At 69.2% G+C, this 15,347-nt stretch carries 16 protein-coding genes and 4 tRNA genes; 13 read left to right on the forward strand and 7 right to left on the reverse strand.

Going from position 1 to position 15,347, the window contains the following annotated elements; genetic code table 11:
* The coding region (locus LOY02_RS04290; protein WP_317181096.1) for an acyl-CoA dehydrogenase family protein at positions 1-1,556 on the reverse strand (1,556 nt) is incomplete at its 3' end.
* A 98-nt stretch (positions 1,557-1,654) separates the two neighbouring features.
* Here LOY02_RS04290 and LOY02_RS04295 point away from each other — a divergent pair.
* From LOY02_RS04295 to LOY02_RS04310, 4 genes are all read left to right on the forward strand, one after another.
* Entirely contained in the window at positions 1,655-2,758 is a 1,104-nt protein-coding gene (locus LOY02_RS04295) for a YihY/virulence factor BrkB family protein (protein WP_317181097.1), read from the forward strand.
* 78 nt (positions 2,759-2,836) lie between these two features.
* Positions 2,837-2,909 (forward strand) — tRNA-Gly (locus LOY02_RS04300).
* A gap of 22 nt (positions 2,910-2,931) precedes the next feature.
* Positions 2,932-3,002 (forward strand) — tRNA-Cys (locus LOY02_RS04305).
* A gap of 18 nt (positions 3,003-3,020) precedes the next feature.
* Positions 3,021-3,092: transfer RNA gene (locus LOY02_RS04310), tRNA-Val, on the forward strand.
* Between the two features lie 590 nt (positions 3,093-3,682).
* Here the strand turns inward: LOY02_RS04310 and LOY02_RS04315 are convergent.
* Complete coding sequence (locus LOY02_RS04315) at positions 3,683-4,435, reverse strand: alpha/beta hydrolase (protein WP_317181098.1); 753 nt, start codon at positions 4,433-4,435, stop codon at positions 3,683-3,685.
* A 355-nt stretch (positions 4,436-4,790) separates the two neighbouring features.
* On the opposite strand from LOY02_RS04315, the gene LOY02_RS04320 reads away from it, so the two are divergent.
* Positions 4,791-5,360, forward strand: coding sequence for a dihydrofolate reductase family protein (locus LOY02_RS04320; RefSeq protein ID WP_317181099.1), 570 nt, complete (start codon positions 4,791-4,793; stop codon positions 5,358-5,360).
* Between the two features lie 71 nt (positions 5,361-5,431).
* On the opposite strand, the gene LOY02_RS04325 is transcribed toward LOY02_RS04320, so the two are convergent.
* Both LOY02_RS04325 and LOY02_RS04330 read right to left on the reverse strand, forming a co-directional pair.
* Positions 5,432-6,052, reverse strand: a complete 621-nt coding sequence (locus LOY02_RS04325; RefSeq protein WP_317181100.1) for a TIGR03086 family metal-binding protein — start codon at positions 6,050-6,052, stop codon at positions 5,432-5,434.
* Positions 6,053-6,178: 126 nt separating this feature from the next.
* The gene (locus LOY02_RS04330; protein ID WP_317181101.1) at positions 6,179-7,594 is read right to left on the reverse strand and encodes a PLP-dependent aminotransferase family protein; all 1,416 of its coding nucleotides are present in this window, start codon (positions 7,592-7,594) and stop codon (positions 6,179-6,181) included.
* A 273-nt stretch (positions 7,595-7,867) separates the two neighbouring features.
* On the opposite strand from LOY02_RS04330, the gene LOY02_RS04335 reads away from it, so the two are divergent.
* Together LOY02_RS04335 and LOY02_RS04340 are read left to right on the forward strand one after the other, a co-directional pair.
* Entirely contained in the window at positions 7,868-8,335 is a 468-nt protein-coding gene (locus LOY02_RS04335; RefSeq protein ID WP_317181102.1) for a hypothetical protein, read from the forward strand.
* Between the two features lie 156 nt (positions 8,336-8,491).
* Positions 8,492-8,884 carry a VOC family protein gene (locus tag LOY02_RS04340; RefSeq protein WP_317181103.1) on the forward strand — a complete coding sequence of 131 codons (393 nt, stop codon included), beginning with the start codon at positions 8,492-8,494 and terminating at the stop codon, positions 8,882-8,884.
* A 142-nt stretch (positions 8,885-9,026) separates the two neighbouring features.
* Here LOY02_RS04340 and LOY02_RS04345 read toward each other — a convergent pair whose 3' ends face one another.
* Positions 9,027-9,638 (reverse strand): hypothetical protein, encoded by a 612-nt coding sequence (locus tag LOY02_RS04345; protein ID WP_317181104.1) that lies wholly within the window; start codon positions 9,636-9,638, stop codon positions 9,027-9,029.
* 148 nt (positions 9,639-9,786) lie between these two features.
* On the opposite strand from LOY02_RS04345, the gene ligD reads away from it, so the two are divergent.
* The 6 genes from ligD (at position 9,787) to LOY02_RS04375 (ending at position 13,813) form a co-directional block, all read left to right on the forward strand.
* Positions 9,787-10,758, forward strand: a complete 972-nt coding sequence (ligD, locus tag LOY02_RS04350; protein ID WP_317181105.1) for a non-homologous end-joining DNA ligase — start codon at positions 9,787-9,789, stop codon at positions 10,756-10,758.
* 74 nt (positions 10,759-10,832) lie between these two features.
* Positions 10,833-11,315 carry a glutathione peroxidase gene (locus tag LOY02_RS04355; protein WP_317181106.1) on the forward strand — a complete coding sequence of 161 codons (483 nt, stop codon included), beginning with the start codon at positions 10,833-10,835 and terminating at the stop codon, positions 11,313-11,315.
* Between the two features lie 26 nt (positions 11,316-11,341).
* The gene (locus LOY02_RS04360) at positions 11,342-12,367 is read left to right on the forward strand and encodes an anthranilate synthase component I family protein (RefSeq protein ID WP_317181107.1); all 1,026 of its coding nucleotides are present in this window, start codon (positions 11,342-11,344) and stop codon (positions 12,365-12,367) included.
* A 4-nt stretch (positions 12,368-12,371) separates the two neighbouring features.
* On the forward strand, positions 12,372-13,217 hold the full coding sequence (locus LOY02_RS04365; protein WP_317181108.1) for an aminodeoxychorismate lyase: 846 nt from the start codon (positions 12,372-12,374) through the stop codon (positions 13,215-13,217).
* Positions 13,214-13,693 carry a TIGR02611 family protein gene (locus LOY02_RS04370; RefSeq protein WP_317181109.1) on the forward strand — a complete coding sequence of 160 codons (480 nt, stop codon included), beginning with the start codon at positions 13,214-13,216 and terminating at the stop codon, positions 13,691-13,693. Before LOY02_RS04365 ends, LOY02_RS04370 begins: the two co-directional genes overlap by 4 nt.
* 43 nt (positions 13,694-13,736) lie before the next feature.
* Positions 13,737-13,813, forward strand: a tRNA-Val gene (locus tag LOY02_RS04375).
* A gap of 136 nt (positions 13,814-13,949) precedes the next feature.
* Here the strand turns inward: LOY02_RS04375 and LOY02_RS04380 are convergent.
* Both LOY02_RS04380 and LOY02_RS04385 read right to left on the reverse strand, forming a co-directional pair.
* Positions 13,950-14,531 (reverse strand): dihydrofolate reductase family protein, encoded by a 582-nt coding sequence (locus tag LOY02_RS04380; RefSeq protein WP_317181110.1) that lies wholly within the window; start codon positions 14,529-14,531, stop codon positions 13,950-13,952.
* Between the two features lie 66 nt (positions 14,532-14,597).
* A complete protein-coding gene (locus LOY02_RS04385; RefSeq protein ID WP_317181111.1) occupies positions 14,598-15,026 on the reverse strand; it encodes a helix-turn-helix domain-containing protein in 429 nt (142 codons plus the stop codon).
* Between the last annotated feature and the right edge of the window lie 321 nt (positions 15,027-15,347).

Genomic DNA, 15,347 nt, shown 5'->3' on the forward strand with positions numbered 1-15,347 from the left:
TCGACCCGGCTGGCGATGAAGGCGTCGGCGACGGTGGGGGAGTGCTCGACGAGCAGGGACGCCTGCATGGCCACGGCGAGGCCCTCCACGGCTGACCGGGCGACGAAGGCCGCCTCGGGGGAGTCGGGTTGGAGCGAACGGGCCTGCTGCACGGCCCGATCCGTGTGCTCATCGAGGGCACGGCTGGCACCGCGAACCCGGTGCAGCTCCTTGGTGAGCGCTTCGAGGCTCGCCGGCTCGCGGCTGATGGCTCGGATGACGTCGAGGGCGTTGACGTTGCCCGAGCCCTCCCAGATCGAGTTGAGTGGAGCCTCGCGGTAGAGACGCGCCAGGCCGTTCTCCTCGACGTAGCCGTTGCCGCCCAGGCACTCGAGGGCCTCGGCCACCATAGGCGCCGTGCGCTTGCACACCCAGTACTTGCCGAGGGCCACACCGAGCCGCGCGTAGTCCGACTCGCCCGCGTCGAACGCATGCGCGAGCCGCATGGCGAGGACGGTCGCCGCCTCGGCCTCGAGGGCGAGGTCCGCGAGGACGTTGCGCATCAACGGCTGGTCGACGAGCAGGCGTCCGAAGGCCGACCGCTCCCGCGCGTGGTGGACGGCACGGGTCACGGCGTCGCGCATCGTCGCGGTGGATCCCAGCACGCAGTCGAGGCGCGTCGCGCCGACCATGTCGATGATGGTCCGCACCCCGCGGCCCTCCTCGCCGAGGCGCGCCCCCCACGTGCCGTCGAGCTCGACCTCGCTCGAGGCGTTCGAGTGGTTGCCGAGCTTGTCCTTGAGCCGCTGCAGGGCGAAGGAGTTGCGGGTGCCGTCATCGAGGGCCCGGGGGACGACGAAGCAGGTGAGCCCACCCGGTGCCTGGGCCAACATGAGGAAGACATCGCTCATCGGGGCGGAGCAGAACCACTTGTGGCCGGTGAGCCGGTAGGTGTCGCCCGGGAGCGGACCGCCCGCGGTCGGCTCGGCCGTCGTCGTGTTCGTCCGGACGTCGGAGCCGCCCTGCTTCTCCGTCATGCCCATGCCGGCGATGGCCCCGGCCTTCTCGGACAGGGGTCGGATGCCGAAGTCGTAGGTCCGGCTCGCGAGCATCGGCAGCCACCGGGACGCCTGGTCCGCGTCGTGGCGCAGAGCCGACCCAGCGGCATACGACATGGAGACGGGGCACCCGTGCCCGGCCTCCACGCGTGACCACATGATGAAGCCGGCGGCGCGCCTCGCGTGGGCCCCCCGGCCGACGGGCGTGGTCCACGGCTCGGCCGTGAGGCCGGCACCGACCGCCTGCGTCATGAGCCAGTGCCAGGACGGGTGGAACTCCACCTCGTCGATCCGGTTCCCACGCGCGTCGTGGGTGCGCAGGACCGGCAGGTTGGCGTCGGCGAGACGGCCGTGCTCCTGCGCCTCGGCCGACCCCGCGAGGCGGCCCAGGGCGGACAGTGGACCGACGTCGTCCGGCTGCACCCATCTCGCGACGGCGTCCGCGAGTGCGCGGTCCTCGTCGAGGAAGTTTCGGTCGACGAACGGCCGGGCCTGGTTGGTCACCTCGTGCGTGCTCACTCCAGCAGCGTAGGCCGGACCCCCACGGTCCCGGGACGGGCTGCGTGTCGCGCGCGTCACCCCGGACGAGCGACCACGGGCGGATAGCCTCGAGGACGATGACGGTCAAGGCGGCAGTACGACGCGCGCTCGAGCGGGTCCCCGGGGCGGTGCCCCTGGCGCGCCTGACGCTCGAGACGATCCGCATCTGCCTCAACTACCGCGTGACCGGCCTCGCGGCAGAGGGCGGCTTCTTCCTGCTCCTGTCCCTGCCGCCCTTCGTCCTCGGGCTCTTCGGTGGGGTCGGCTACCTCGGCAACCTCATCGGCCCCGACAGCGTGGACCGGCTCCTGGCCGTCGTCACGGAGTACGCGTCCGGGTTCCTCACCGAGTCGAGCATCGAGGAGCTGCTGCTGCCCACGGTCCGGGACGTCCTGCAGGGCGGGCGACTGGACCTCCTCTCGGTCGGCTTCCTCCTCGCCCTCTGGTCCGGGTCGCGTGCGCTCAACGTCTTCGTCGACACCATCTCGATCATGTACGGCCAGGGTGACGGCCGAGGGATCCTGCGGCAGCGTTTCCTCACCTTCGGCCTCTACACGCTCGGGGTGGTCATGGCGGTGGTTCTGCTCCCGCTCGTCCTGCTCGGTCCGACCATCATCGAGGGGTGGCTGCCGGAGCGGCTGAAGCTGCTGATGATCGCGTACTGGCCGCTCGTGCTCGTCCTGTCGATCGCCGTGCTGACGACGCTCTTCCACATCGCAACACCGCGGCGGGCGAGCTGGTGGCGCAATGTGCCGGGGGCGCTGCTCGCCCTGGGGATCTGGCTGCTTGCCTCGCTCGTCGTGCGGACCTCGCTCGAGGCCTCGCTCGGTGGGTCGTCGATCTACGGCCCGCTCAGCACGCCCATCGTCCTGCTCATCTGGCTCTACGCCCTCGCCATCGCGATCCTCATCGGTGCCGGGCTCAACGCGGCGACAAGGGTGCTCTGGCCTGTCGAGCTGCGGGACGGCGCCGGCACGAGGCTCGCGAACTGGGCCGGGGGGCTGCTCACGCGAGGCGACGACACCACTCCCGCGGAGCAGGTCGACCCGGCCGTGGGGGACCAGCGGACGAGGGACCAGCAGTTCACCAAACGAGAGCGTTCGCACCTCGCCGAGGCCATCGACCGCGAGCTCGCGGAGGGCGTCGCCCGGCCTCGTGACGACGGCCGCCCGAGCCACTGAAGCGGTTTTGTATCTCCCCGACCGATCCGCTACTGTCTACCAAGCACCGAGCGGGGAAGTTACACCGCTGGTGTTCCTGCGGACGTAGCTCAGTTGGTAGAGCGCAACCTTGCCAAGGTTGAGGTCGCCGGTTCGAGCCCGGTCGTCCGCTCGGAGGGCAACTTGCCTTCACCGGTGGAGTGGCCGAGAGGCGAGGCAGCGGCCTGCAAAGCCGCGTACACGGGTTCAAATCCCGTCTCCACCTCGGTGCACCACAGATCACGGGCGATTGGCGCAGTGGTAGCGCGCTTCCTTGACACGGAAGAGGTCACTGGTTCAAACCCAGTATCGCCCACAGAGAAACCGCAGGTCAGCAACGCGGCGCCGGTCGCGCACCATAGGGTGCGAAGATTCGGCGCCGCTCTGCTGTTGCGGCTGGGGCTGATGCTGGGGTTGTTCGTCGTGGTCGACCCCGATGCCTCTGTGGGTGCCTGTGAGCCAGTAGGTCAGCATGCGGGTGGGTGGCGCCCACGGGAACCGTGGATTGGTGCCATCGAGCCCGAGCGTCAGACTTTCGAATCTTGCTGCCCTGCCCACGACGGACGGACGCTGGTCCGAGCGCGAGGGGAGAAGGCGATGTCATCGACTGAGCCTCGTCCGCCGCCGACGACACGGTCTGGCATTGATATGGGTGTTGGCGTCGGTCGCGAGGAAGGCGACCGCCTGCCCGACGTCCTGCGGAGTGCAGATCCGGACGTGGGGTACGGGCCGCCTCAGCGTCGACAGCGGGCTGTCCCAGGCCAGGCGTCCGCAGCATCTTGTCGGTGAGGGTGAACCCCGGACGAACGACGTGCAGAGCACAAGCGAGGCCTTCGGGACCTGGACGGCCAACTCCTGACATCCGTGGTGGCTGCGCTGGGGTCGGCCGTCGTGGCGTCCGCTACGTCATCTCCTCTCTCTGGGCGGCGTGGCCCGTGCCCGCTCGACTGCGGGACCGCCCTCGACGGAGCGCAGGTGCCTGGTGAAGAACCGGGTTGCTTCTTCGCCGGCGTGTTGCGGGACACCGGTGTGTCCACCGAGATTGGCGTTCAGTGTCTTCTCCCGCGTGCCGAAGGCGTCGAACAGATCCAGCGCCACGTGCCGGTCGTTGTGCTCGTCGTCCCACTGCAGCAGGACGTACAGCGGAATGGTGACGTGACGGGCCTCTTCCATGATGGTGCGGGGCACGTAACTGCCGGCGAACAGCACTGCGGCCGAGATGCGGGGCTCTACCGCCGCCAGTCGAGTGCCGACGGAGATCACTCCGCCTGAATACCCGACCCGATCACCGATCTCAGGCACCGCAAGCAGCGCGTCCAGGGTGGACTGCCATTCCGGGACCGCTCGGTCGACGAGCGGGAGGACGAGTCGGTCGATGAGGTCATCGGCCACCCGTTTACCGTCCGTGACCGCCTGGCGCAGCTCTGCGCGTGCCTGGTCAACGCCTGCCGGCTCAGCCCGAGCGCCGCTCCCAGGTAGCTCGATGGTGGCGGTGGCGAAGCCTGCCCTCGCGGCGGACTGAGCTCGTCCACGCAACGCCGGATACGTAAGGTCCAGGCCGGCAGGGCCTCCGGGTTGGCCGGCCAGGATCAGGGGCACTTGGCCGGATGAGGATGCGGATTCCGGCACCCACAGGATGCCGCAGATCTCGCCGAGCATGAACCTGCGCTCGACGAGGTCATCGAACCGCCGCTCAGAAGTGAATCGCATGGTCGTTCCTTCGGGAAAGCCTGGTGAAGGGCGCTCCCGGACGACCTATCGCCCGACCGTGACTCCAGGGAGAAGCACCCACGTCGAAACGTTCACGGGTACCACCTCCTCCACCTCTCGCACGGACTCCGTCACGTTAGCAGTGGGCAACCGCGGCTCACCACCGACATTCAGCCCCCAACCGGCCCACGGTGGCGCGGGCAGAATTGGCTCTGGTCCCGCACCAACCGCCGCCTTAGCGTCTGGTTGCTGGCGAGCGTCGCCCGCGTCGCCTTCCAGCCCTTGGCCAGTTGAGAGGAGATCCATGAAGAACATCATCAGCTCGACGTTCGTCAGCCTGGACGGGGTCGTCAACCACATGGACAAGTGGCACTTCGACTACGTCGATGCCGAGTCCGATGCCCTGGCGCTGGAGCAACTCCGGGCCGCCGACGCCATGCTCATGGGTCGCAGGACCTATGAGGTCTATGCCGGTGCATGGCCGGGAAGGCAAGGCGAGTACGCCGACGCGATCAACGCCATTCCCAAGTATGTCGCCTCGACCACCCTCACCAAGCCCGCCTGGGAGAACACCACGGTCCTCGACGGTGATCTCGTCGAGGAGGTCCGAGAGCTCCGCGCCCAGAACGGCGCGTCCATCCTGATGCACGGCTACGGACCGGTGGCGAAGACGCTCCTGCGCGCCGACCTGCTCACTGAGCTGCATGTGTGGGTCCATCCCTGCCTGGCCGGAGTCGGCGACGAGGGCGACCTCCTCCTCGACCAGGGACTCAACAAGAAGCTCGAACTGACGGCAAGCCGGACCCTCGGCTCCGGCGTCGTGGTACTCACCCTCCGCAACCCCGATGCACAGGATGTGCCGTCAGTCGGGTGAGGTGCCGGCCGCAGCAATGACGTCAAGGTCCGGATCCGTCCCGGGTGCCCGGACTGACGGACCGGCGACGGTCACCCCTCGTCCGGCCACGTGGGGGAACGACCAAGGAGTCCCAGCACGCGGTCGGCGGCCGGCGAGGAGGCTGGCAGTGCGAGCGGATGCCCGAAGGGCGCGCCAGGGCCCCAGATCTCGGGATGACCAGCCGGCCACGAGACGACGATGTCGAGAACGTCGAGGCAGGCCCCTTCGTCCAGGACGGGCTTGCGCCCAAGAGCCGCTCCGAGGTCCCAGGCGTGGAGCAGGTAGTCGATGGCATGCATCCGGACGGCTTGGGTGAGCGGCACGACGCCAAAGACCGAGAGCGGGACATCGCCTGCCTGCGCGGACCGAGTGGCGAATGCGGCCACGACTCGTCGGGCGGACTCCGCCCAGTGGCGTCGCGGATCGACCCCGAGGTCCAACCCGCCCCAGATGCCCAGTTCGGTTGTTTGGTGGCCCTCGAGCGCCGAGGCGAAGCCTCGGTTGTGGCCGATCATATGGCGCAGCAGGTCTCGCACCATCCATCCGTCGCAGGGCGTCGGCTTGTCGAGGTCGGCGTCCTGGACAAGGCTGACCGCCTTGGACGAGTAGTACATGCCCAACCAGTGAAGCGGCCGCCGGTCCGTCATCTCGGGGGTAGTAGCGGGCAGCACGGTGCCTACGCTAGGACCGCTCACTCGCGGGGGGCGAGGGCCGGTCGTGGACCATTGACATAGGCCAGTCGGCCGCGACCCGACGGTCGCGCGGCCGTGTGAGGGGCTGGTGCCCGTGGCCGACGGTCAGGCGTCGATGGCAGCGCGCAGCCGGGCGAGCCCTGGTGCGACACGTTCCGCGGGGATGGCCCCGAAGCCGAAGACCATACCCGGACGGACGGGTTGGGTCGCATAGTCCTGTACGGCGCTCACGGCAACTCCCTGCTTCGCCGCGCGCCGGAGCCAGCCATCCACGTCGGCGTTGTCGGAGGTCGCCCAGGCGGCCAGGTGGAGGCCTGCGGTCGAGGGGATGCGCGCAAGCACGTCGTCGAAGTCGGAGTCCAGGGTTTGGATGAGCCGGACGCGCTTGGCCTCGTAGTGGCGTCGCATCTTGCGGATGTACGTGGTCAGCCGCCCTTCGTCGATGAAGCCTGCGAGGGCGAGCTGGGGTGCGACCGGTCCGTGCCAGTCGGCGACGAACCGTGCGCGGCGGAGGGCGTCGCGCAGAGCCGGTGGGGCGACACAGTAGCCGAGCCGCAGTGACGGCAGCAGGGTCTTGGAGAATGACCCGACATAGACGACGCGGCCGGCTCGATCGAGGCTGTGCAGGGCGTCGATGGGGCGTCCGCCGTACCGGAAGTCGGTGTCGTAGTCGTCCTCGACCACGGCGGCGTCACTGTCGCGTGCCCACTCCAGCAGGGCCGTGCGCCGCGAGAGGGACATGCGCACGCCCAGAGGGAAGTGGTGGGCGGGGGTGACGTAGACGAGCTTGGCACCGGCGGGCAGCAGGTGCACGGCCAACCCGTCGCCGTCAACCGGCACGGGCACCACGCGCGCGCGTGCGGCCGTGAAGGCGCGGCGTACCAGCGGATATCCGGGGTCCTCGACCGCGACCAGATCACCCGGCTCCAGCAGGACCTGGGCGAGGAGCGTGATGGCCTGCTGGACACCGGCGGTCACCACCACGTCGTCACTGCTGGCACGCAGCCCGCGGCTGACCGCCAGATGGCGGGCCAGCGACCTGCGCAGCGCCGGGACGCCCTGAGGGTCGGCGTAGCGACCGTGCTCCGCGGCAGCCTGGTTCGCGCCGTCGAGCAGGCGCCGCCAGGTCGCGAACGGAAAGCGGCTGGGGTCGGGGACGCCGGTCCCGAAGTCGAACGCTGGTGCCTCACCGGGCTGCTCGGGCACACCCCACGAATCCTCGCCCCACCACGGGAGCGGTCGGAGGGCCGAGGGCCGCGTCCATGGCCGTTCCACGCCCTGAACGTCCTGGCTCACGTAGGTCCCGACTCCGGCACGAGCGCTGAGATATCCCTCGGCCATCAGGTGGTCCACGGCCGCCAGCACGGTCGTCCGCGACACCCCCAGTGCGGCCGCGAGGCTGCGACTGGACGGCAGGGCCTGTCCCCCCTGTAGCCGCCCGCTCAACACGGCATCCCGGATCTGCTCGAAGATCTGCCGGGTCACCGGCTGCCCGGGATCGAGGGTCAGGTGCAGGTCCACGTCATGATCCGGGCCGGGGCACGTCCTCCGGGGCGGGTGAACCAGCCTTGTGCCATCTCCCCATCATCGCGCACATCGTCACCACGGGTCACCGTGCGCCGCTCCTGCTGCAACTCGCCGCTGCGACCTGCCCGCGTCCGGCCCAGTTCGATTTCGCCGGCACTGGCACTGTCGCCGTTCCTCACCCGCTCGTAGCGTCGAAGCCACGAGTCCGAACCGTCAATCGAGCCGTCAAAGGAGTGTGTGAATGTGATGACGCGAGGACGGCACACGGTGCGCCAGGCCGTCGCGGTCGCAGTGAGCGCCCTGGCCCTGATCGGCGTCACCGCCGCCCCGGCCGGTGCACATCTGCCCCGGGACCTGGAGGTGCGTGACCTGGTCGAGCTGGCGGTTGCGACTGCACCCTTCCATGACGTGGATGCAGCGCTGGCTGCCGGCTGGTCGGAGGAACCGAAGTGCATGGACTACCCGAACGGCTTCCATGGCGAGGCACCGGGCACGATGGGAAACCACTTCTACAACGTCAGCTACCTCACCGATGGCGGGCACATCGAGCCCGCACAGCCAGAGCTGCTGCTGTACGAAAAGCGCCGCAATGGAGGCTGGCGGCTCAACGCCGTGGAGTACGTGATCCCGGCAGCCGACCTACCGGGAACGCTCGAGCCCCCCGGCCTCTTCGGCCAGGAGTTCAGGTTCTACCCCGAGATCGGTTCGGCCGGGATCTGGGGCCTGCATGTGTAGATCTGGCGGCACAACCCGCGCGGACTCTATGTCAACCTGAACCCGCGAGTGAGCTGTGAGTACGCCGATACGACGAACGGCGCGCAGTGACCCAACGATGCCGCTGGAGCACTCCGTCCGGCGACGGGCCACCTGCTGCGTGGATGGGAGGATCTGATGCCTGTCACGCTCAACCACACCATCGTCCACGTCCGTGACCGAAAGGCGTCGGCCCGCTTCTATGCCGATGTCCTCGGGCTACCGGACCCCGAGCCGTTCAGCCACTTCATGGTCCTGCCGTTGGGCAATGACGTCTCCCTGGACTTCCTCGACACCCGGCAGGAGGTCTCCTCCCAGCACTACGCCTTCCTGGTCTCGGAGGAGGAGTTCGACGAGATCCTTGACCGGATCATCAAGCGGGGCCTCCAATACTGGGCCGATCCCGGCTACAACCAACCCGGCGAGATCAACCACAACGACGGCGGCCGGGGCGTGTACTGGTCGGATCCGGACGGCCACAAGCTCGAGATCCTCACCCGGCCCTACGGCAGCGGAAGCGCCGGCCGGTAGACGGGATCGGAAGCACTGCTGCTCGGCGCCGCCGTCCTTGCTGGTCTGTAGACCGGGACCTCCTTCACCTGGGCCACCGGTGTGATCCGCTCTGGCGCGAAGGCCCCCGACCGACCGGTCGGAGGCCTTCGTCGCGCCGGCGTCAGCAGACGAGCGAGGTCAGCCCGGCGGCGGACTCGGAGCCGCTGCGGAGCAGCTTGCCCCAGCCCTGCGTGCACCACTTGACGGTGCGCACCGGGACGGAGTAGGTCAGGCGCTGCCGGTTCGCGCCGACCTGGTAGCCACGGGTGTCGCCCCCGCCGCCGACGACGACGCCGGTCTGGGCCCGGTAGGACAGGCCCAGCGAGTGGTACTGCGCCCAGACGTAGACGGACGAGAAGTTCATCCACGCGGACCCGGCGGAGTCCCAGCACCAGCCGATGTACTGGCGGACGGTGAAGGCGCTCATGCCCTTGTCCCGCACGACCTTGCTCGACCCGAGCTCCCGGATGTTGGAACAGTTCACCCTGGAGAGATCCGTGGTGAACTCGGTGGCGGCGATGCTCGGGTCAGCGCCCGCCGGGGCGGCGGTCGGTCCGGGTGTGGCCGCGCGCGCGTCGAGGGCAGCCGGCGCGAGCGTCGTCGCCGTCGGGGCGGTCTCCGCGCGGAGAGGGGTTGGTGCCGCCGTGGCGGACGTGCTCGGGGCGATCGCGGCGACCAGCAGGGCAATCACCGTGGCGAGGAGCGTGGGAAACACGCGGTGGAGGGGCTTCATCTCGAGGGCTCCTGCTCAGTCTCGGTGGGAGTGCAACGGTCTCGTCGTGGGTGCGCGAGGTGGTCCGTCGGGTCGGTGAATCGACACTACGACGGCTCGCGGCGATCGGCAGCCCGAAATGTCCAACGCCCACAAGTAGGGTGGCTCCATGGCCGCCGCGTCCAGCAAGACTCCAGCTGTCGTGCTCGACGTGGAGGGCTTCGAGGTCCGGGTGACCAATCCCGACCGGGTCTATTTCTCCGAGCGCGGCGAGACGAAGCTCGACCTCGCGAACTACTACCTGTCGGTGGGGCCGGGGATCGTCAACGCACTGCGTGACCGGCCCTGCATGCTGCACCGGTTCCCCAAGGGCGTCGACGGCAAGAAGGTCCATCAGAAGCGACTACCGGCCGGGGCCCCTCCGTGGGTCGAGACGGTGCGGCTGCACTTCCCCCGCTACGGGCTGCACGCCGACGAGCTCTGCGTCCAGCGTCTCGCCGACGTGATCTGGGCGGTGCAGATGTCCACGGTGGAGTTCCACCCGTGGAACTCCCGACGGGCTGACACGGAGAAACCCGACGAGTGGCGCATCGACCTCGACCCGATGCCGCGGTGCCCTTTCGAGAAGGTGCGGAGGGCGGCGCACACCACTCACGAGATCCTCGACGAGATCGGGGCGGTCGGCTGGCCGAAGACGTCGGGCGGCCGCGGCCTGCACGTCTACGTCCGGATCACGCCGGAGCACGGGTTCCAGGACGTCAGGCGGGCGGCCCTCGCCTTCGCCCGAGAGGTGGAGCGACGCCTGCCCGACGACGTGACGACGGCCTGGTGGCGCCGCGACCGGTCTCCCGAGGACCTCTTCGTCGACTACAACCAGAACGCTCGCGATCACACCATCGCGGCGGCCTACAGTGTCCGCGGCAACGGCCGGGGCACCGTGTCGGCCCCGATCGCGTGGGACGAGATCGATGAGGCGGTGCCCGACGACTTCACCATCGCGACGATGCCCGACCGGTTCGCCAGGCTCGGCGACCTCCACGCGGGCATCGACGACGCCGTCTTCGACATCGCGCCGCTGCTCGAGTGGGCCGAGCGCGATGAGCGGGAGGGCAGGGACACGCCGCCCGAGCCGGAGGAATAAGCCGTATGCCGCTGGGCTTGCTTCCCATGAAGGGTGCCCTGCGGCGCCCGCACCGTCTCACCCAAGGAGGACCAGTGGCCGTTCTCGGCGACTTCACGGCGACGACGATCGATGGCACCGAGCGGTCCCTGTCGGACTACTCCGGCGACGTCGTGCTCGTCGTCAACACGGCGAGCGAGTGCGGCTACACGCCACAGTTCGCCGGGCTCGAGCAGCTCTGGGAGACCTACCGCGACCGCGGCTTCACGGTGGTCGGCTTCCCGTGCAACCAGTTCGGCGGCCAGGATCCCGGCACCGATGACGAGATCGGCGCCTTCTGCCAGAAGAACTACGGCGTGACCTTCCCGATGATGGCGAAGGTGGACGTCAACGGCGACGACGCCCATCCGGTCTGGGAGTGGCTGAGGTCCGAGAAGGGTGGCCTGCTCGGCGACCGGATCAAGTGGAACTTCACCAAGTTCCTCGTCGGCCGCGACGGGCACGTCATCGGTCGCTACGCCCCGCAGGTGGAGCCCGCCAAGCTGACCGAGGACATCGAGAAGGCCCTCGCCGGCTGAGGTCTCCGCGACCCTAGGATCTGCGGGTGGACCACGCCCGATTCAGCGACCGCCACGCGCGGGAGGTCATCGACGTCCGGCACGGTTCCGACGCCCTCGAGGCCATCTCGCGCGAGGGGTTCTGGGCGGTCGTCGCGACCTTCGAGGGCGCCGTCACCGCCGTCCGCTTCGCGGACGTGCGACGCGGCGACCCCGCCCCGCGGGCCGTGGACTGGCGCCCGCTGGGACGTCACTGGGACAGCTCGCTCAGCTCAGCGGCATACGTCGAGGCGGTCCGGGAAGTGCGACGCCGGATCGCCGCAGGCACCGTCTACCAGGTCAACGTGTGCCGGGTCCTGCAACACCCGCTCGCCGAGGACGCCGACCTCGATGGACTCGACCAGCTGCTGCGTCAAGGCAACCCGGCGCCGCATGCCGCCCGCATCAGGTGCGCGGCTGCCGGGGTCGACGTCGTCAGTGCGTCGCCCGAGCTGTTCCTCGGACGGCGCGATGGTCGACTCGTGACGAGGCCCATCAAGGGCACTGCCGAGTCTCCGGAGCAGATGCTCCCGAAGGACCACGCCGAGAACGTCATGATCGTCGACCTCATGCGCAACGACCTCTCCGGCGTGTGCGAGCCCGGGACGGTGTCGGTGGACGAGCTCTGCGTCCTCGAGCGTCACCCGGGCCTCGTGCACCTCGTCTCGACGGTGAGCGGCCGCCTGCGCGCCGGGGTGACGTGGCGCGACATCATCGGCACGACGTATCCGCCGGGCTCGGTCTCGGGGGCGCCCAAGTCCAGTGCCCTGACGGCCATCACCGACCTCGAGCAGGCACCGCGGGGCCCGTACTGCGGCGCGATCGGGTGGGTCGACGCGGACCGTGAGGAGGCCGACCTCGCCGTGGGCATCAGGACGTTCTGGGCAGAGCACGACGGTGCGGGGAATCGATGGCTGAAGTTCGGCACGGGTGCCGGGATCACCTGGCACTCCGATCCCGACGCGGAGTGGACCGAGACCGAGCTCAAGGCCGCCAGACTGGTCGGGCTCGCGACCGGCACTGTGACACCATGACGTCATGACCGGCAGCCCTCCTCGCGTGTGGGTAGGCGGCGACCTCGTCGACCCACACGCACCCTCCATCTCGGCCCTGGACCACGCCGTGACGGTCGGCGACGCAGTCTTCGAGACTGCCAAGATCGATCGTGGACGGCCGTTCGCCCTCTCCCGCCACCACGCCCGGCTCGAGCGGTCGGCGGCTGGCCTCGGCCTGCCGCCGGTCGACCTCACTGTCATCGCGAAGGGGATCGACGCCGTGCTCGCGGGGGAGCCCATCGACTTCGGACGACTGCGCTACAGCGTCACCGGCGGCGTCGGTCCGCTGGGCTCGGACCGGGGCGGAGCGAACCTCACCTACATCGTCCTGGCCGCGCCACAGCCGAGACCGCCCGTCTCCGGCCGGCTCACCGTCGTCCCCTGGACGCGCAACGAGCGCTCGGCCGTCGCCGGGCTCAAGACGACGTCCTACGCCGAGAACGTCGTCGCCCTCGCCCGCGCCAAGGAGGTCGGTGCGACCGAGGCCGTCTTCGGCAACACCCGTGGCGAGCTCTGCGAGTGCACCGGCAGCAACATCTTCGTCGTCGTGGACGGCGAGGTCCTGACCCCACATGTCGACTCGGGGCTGCTTCCCGGCATCACCCGCGAGCTCGTGCTCGAGTGGGCCTCCGATGCGGGCGTGCCGATCCGTGAGGTCAGCCTTCCGCTCGACGTGCTGGCCACCGCCGACGAGGTCTTCATCACCAGCTCGACGAAGGACGTGCTGCCCATCCACGCCGTCGACGGCCGTGACCTGCCCGTCGGCCCGGTCACGGCCGGCCTGCGGGACCTCTTCCGGGAGCGCGCAGAGCAGGACCTCGACCCGTGACCGACACCGACAAGCGGGCCGACACGGTCGAGTCCGTCATCGACTACGGCGATCCCAACGTCACGCTCGATGTCCACGAGGACCGGTGGGCGTGGCGGGCCCGGCTGCGTCGCAACCCGGCCACGCACCTCGCGTGGCGCACCGCAGTCGGCGTCGTCGGTTCGGTCGTGACGGTGGGTGGGCTCGTCATGGTCCCGGCCCCGGGACCGGGGTGGGCTGTCGTCATCCTCGGCCTGGTCATCCTCGCGAGCGAGTTCGAGTTCGCGCAACGGTGGCTCGACTTCGTCAAGCACAACGTGCAGCTGTGGAACCGCTGGGTGATGGCGCAGCCGATGTGGATCCGTTTCCTCATCGGTCTGGCGACCCTGCTGCTGGTCTGGGCGATCTTCTGGGCGATGTTCGCGATCGTCGGCGTGCCGGCCTGGACGCCGGACTGGGCCGAGGCGCAGCTCTTGCGGCTCCCCGGAGTCGATTAGGGCCGGGCCGCGCCCAACCGCTATTGTTTTCCCGCACCAGCCCGGACGTGTAGCTCAGCTGGTTAGAGCGCTCGCTTCACACGCGAGAGGTCAGGGGTTCGAGTCCCTTCACGTCCACCATGTGCTCGACGTTCCAACCCTGCCCCCGTGATCGGGGGCAGGGTTGCTTCGTTGTGGTCCAGGTCGACGTCGGGGTGGAGCTGGCCGGTGCGCTGCCAGAGCTCGGCGTGCAGCCGGCTGGTCGGGCTCAGGACGGTCAGCGGCGCACCCGATAGCGCAGGTGAAGCACCCGGTTGCCCTGAATCACCACGTCAGGGTCCTCCAGCAGGTGCTGCGCGTCGACCGACCCGAAGTAGCGCTTGCCGGACCCGAACACGATGGGTACGACGTCCATGCGCACCTCGTCGACCAGGCCTGCGGCAAGCACCTGTCCACCAACGTCGCCAGCAGCGACCTCGACTATGCGGTCACCCGCAAGCTCCTGCGCCTTGGCCACGGCTGCCTCGACGCCGTCCACGAAGTGAAACGGCGCCTCGGTGTCCCAGCCCTCAGGCTCCGGCCGGTGCGTCACGACGACCACGTGGTCGACCCCGCCCGGGGGCTTCCCGTCCCAGCCGTCCGTCATGTCGAAGACGTGGCGGCCGACGACGGTCGCCCCGATCTGGTCCCAGTACGGCCGGGTGTAGTCATAGGACGTCTGCGACACCTTCAGCTCGCCGCTCTCGTCCAACGGCACGTCACCGCTGGACAACCAGTCGAACAGCGGCCCAGGCTGGTCGTTCTCCTCCGCGATGAAGCCGTCCACCGACACCGAGCTGTACATGACTACTTTGCCCATGGGGCTCTCCTCTGCTGTGGGATGCCCCCATATTGGCGTGTCGTGAGCTGTCGCACGTGTCAGAAATCAAACGGCCGGCAGCGGCCAGCCGGCCAGCACGTGGCCGGGATGCTCGCGCAGGAACTGCCGCCGGACTTCGACGTACCGGGTCGGCGTGAGCCCGGTGAACGCCCGGAACTCGTGGCCGAAGTGTGCCTGGTCGACGTAGCCTGCGCGAGCGGCGAGGTCGCCCCAGTCGATCGGTTCGGCGGGGTTGATCGAGAACACGGTGGCGGTGAAGCGGTAGGTGCGGGCCAGCCCCTTCGGCGTGACGCCGATGAGCTCCTTGAACCGCTGTGCCAGATGAGTGCTGCTGACACCGGCTGCCACCCTCAGGTCGCCGATCGCCACCGCCCCGCTGGTCGCCGCGATGACGCCGGTCGTATGGCGGACCAGTCCCAGGCCGGCGGTCTCGCACAGCCGTCGTGTGAGCTCCTCCTCGAGCAGCGTCAGCATCTCGTGCGGTCCGTCCGCCGTGGTAGTAGAGATCGTCGATCAGCCCGTCCAGCGGCGGTCGTGGCACTCTGGACACGTACTGCACGCCCACCAGTATCGCCAACCCCCGCCGACACCGCGTGAACAGCTTCGTGGCACTGACAACAAGACCTCCACACTCCAGGACGCTCCGTCCGTGGCTCGCTGGGTCTTCTCGCCGCCACAGAATGCCCGGGTCACCTTGGCGATCGACCGCATCACGGGATTCCTGCTCCAGGCGGAGGGAATGGTCGGTAGCGAAGCTGGGCCCCAGTTGATGAGAGAACCGACCCTTGACCCAGG

Source organism: Intrasporangium sp. (assembly GCF_032907665.1).
GTDB lineage: Bacteria > Actinomycetota > Actinomycetes > Actinomycetales > Dermatophilaceae > Intrasporangium.

Coding starts and splice junctions, on each gene's coding strand:
- LOY02_RS04295 (WP_317181097.1), top strand. CDS start 1,655: ATGACGGTCAAGGCGGCAGTACGACGCGCGCTCGAGCGGGTCCCCGGG.
- LOY02_RS04315 (WP_317181098.1), bottom strand. CDS start 4,435: ATGCTCGGCGAGATCTGCGGCATCCTGTGGGTGCCGGAATCCGCATCC.
- LOY02_RS04320 (WP_317181099.1), top strand. CDS start 4,791: ATGAAGAACATCATCAGCTCGACGTTCGTCAGCCTGGACGGGGTCGTC.
- LOY02_RS04340 (WP_317181103.1), top strand. CDS start 8,492: ATGCCTGTCACGCTCAACCACACCATCGTCCACGTCCGTGACCGAAAG.
- LOY02_RS04345 (WP_317181104.1), bottom strand. CDS start 9,638: ATGAAGCCCCTCCACCGCGTGTTTCCCACGCTCCTCGCCACGGTGATT.
- ligD (WP_317181105.1), top strand. CDS start 9,787: ATGGCCGCCGCGTCCAGCAAGACTCCAGCTGTCGTGCTCGACGTGGAG.
- LOY02_RS04365 (WP_317181108.1), top strand. CDS start 12,372: ATGACCGGCAGCCCTCCTCGCGTGTGGGTAGGCGGCGACCTCGTCGAC.
- LOY02_RS04380 (WP_317181110.1), bottom strand. CDS start 14,531: ATGGGCAAAGTAGTCATGTACAGCTCGGTGTCGGTGGACGGCTTCATC.
- LOY02_RS04385 (WP_317181111.1), bottom strand. CDS start 15,026: ATGCTGACGCTGCTCGAGGAGGAGCTCACACGACGGCTGTGCGAGACC.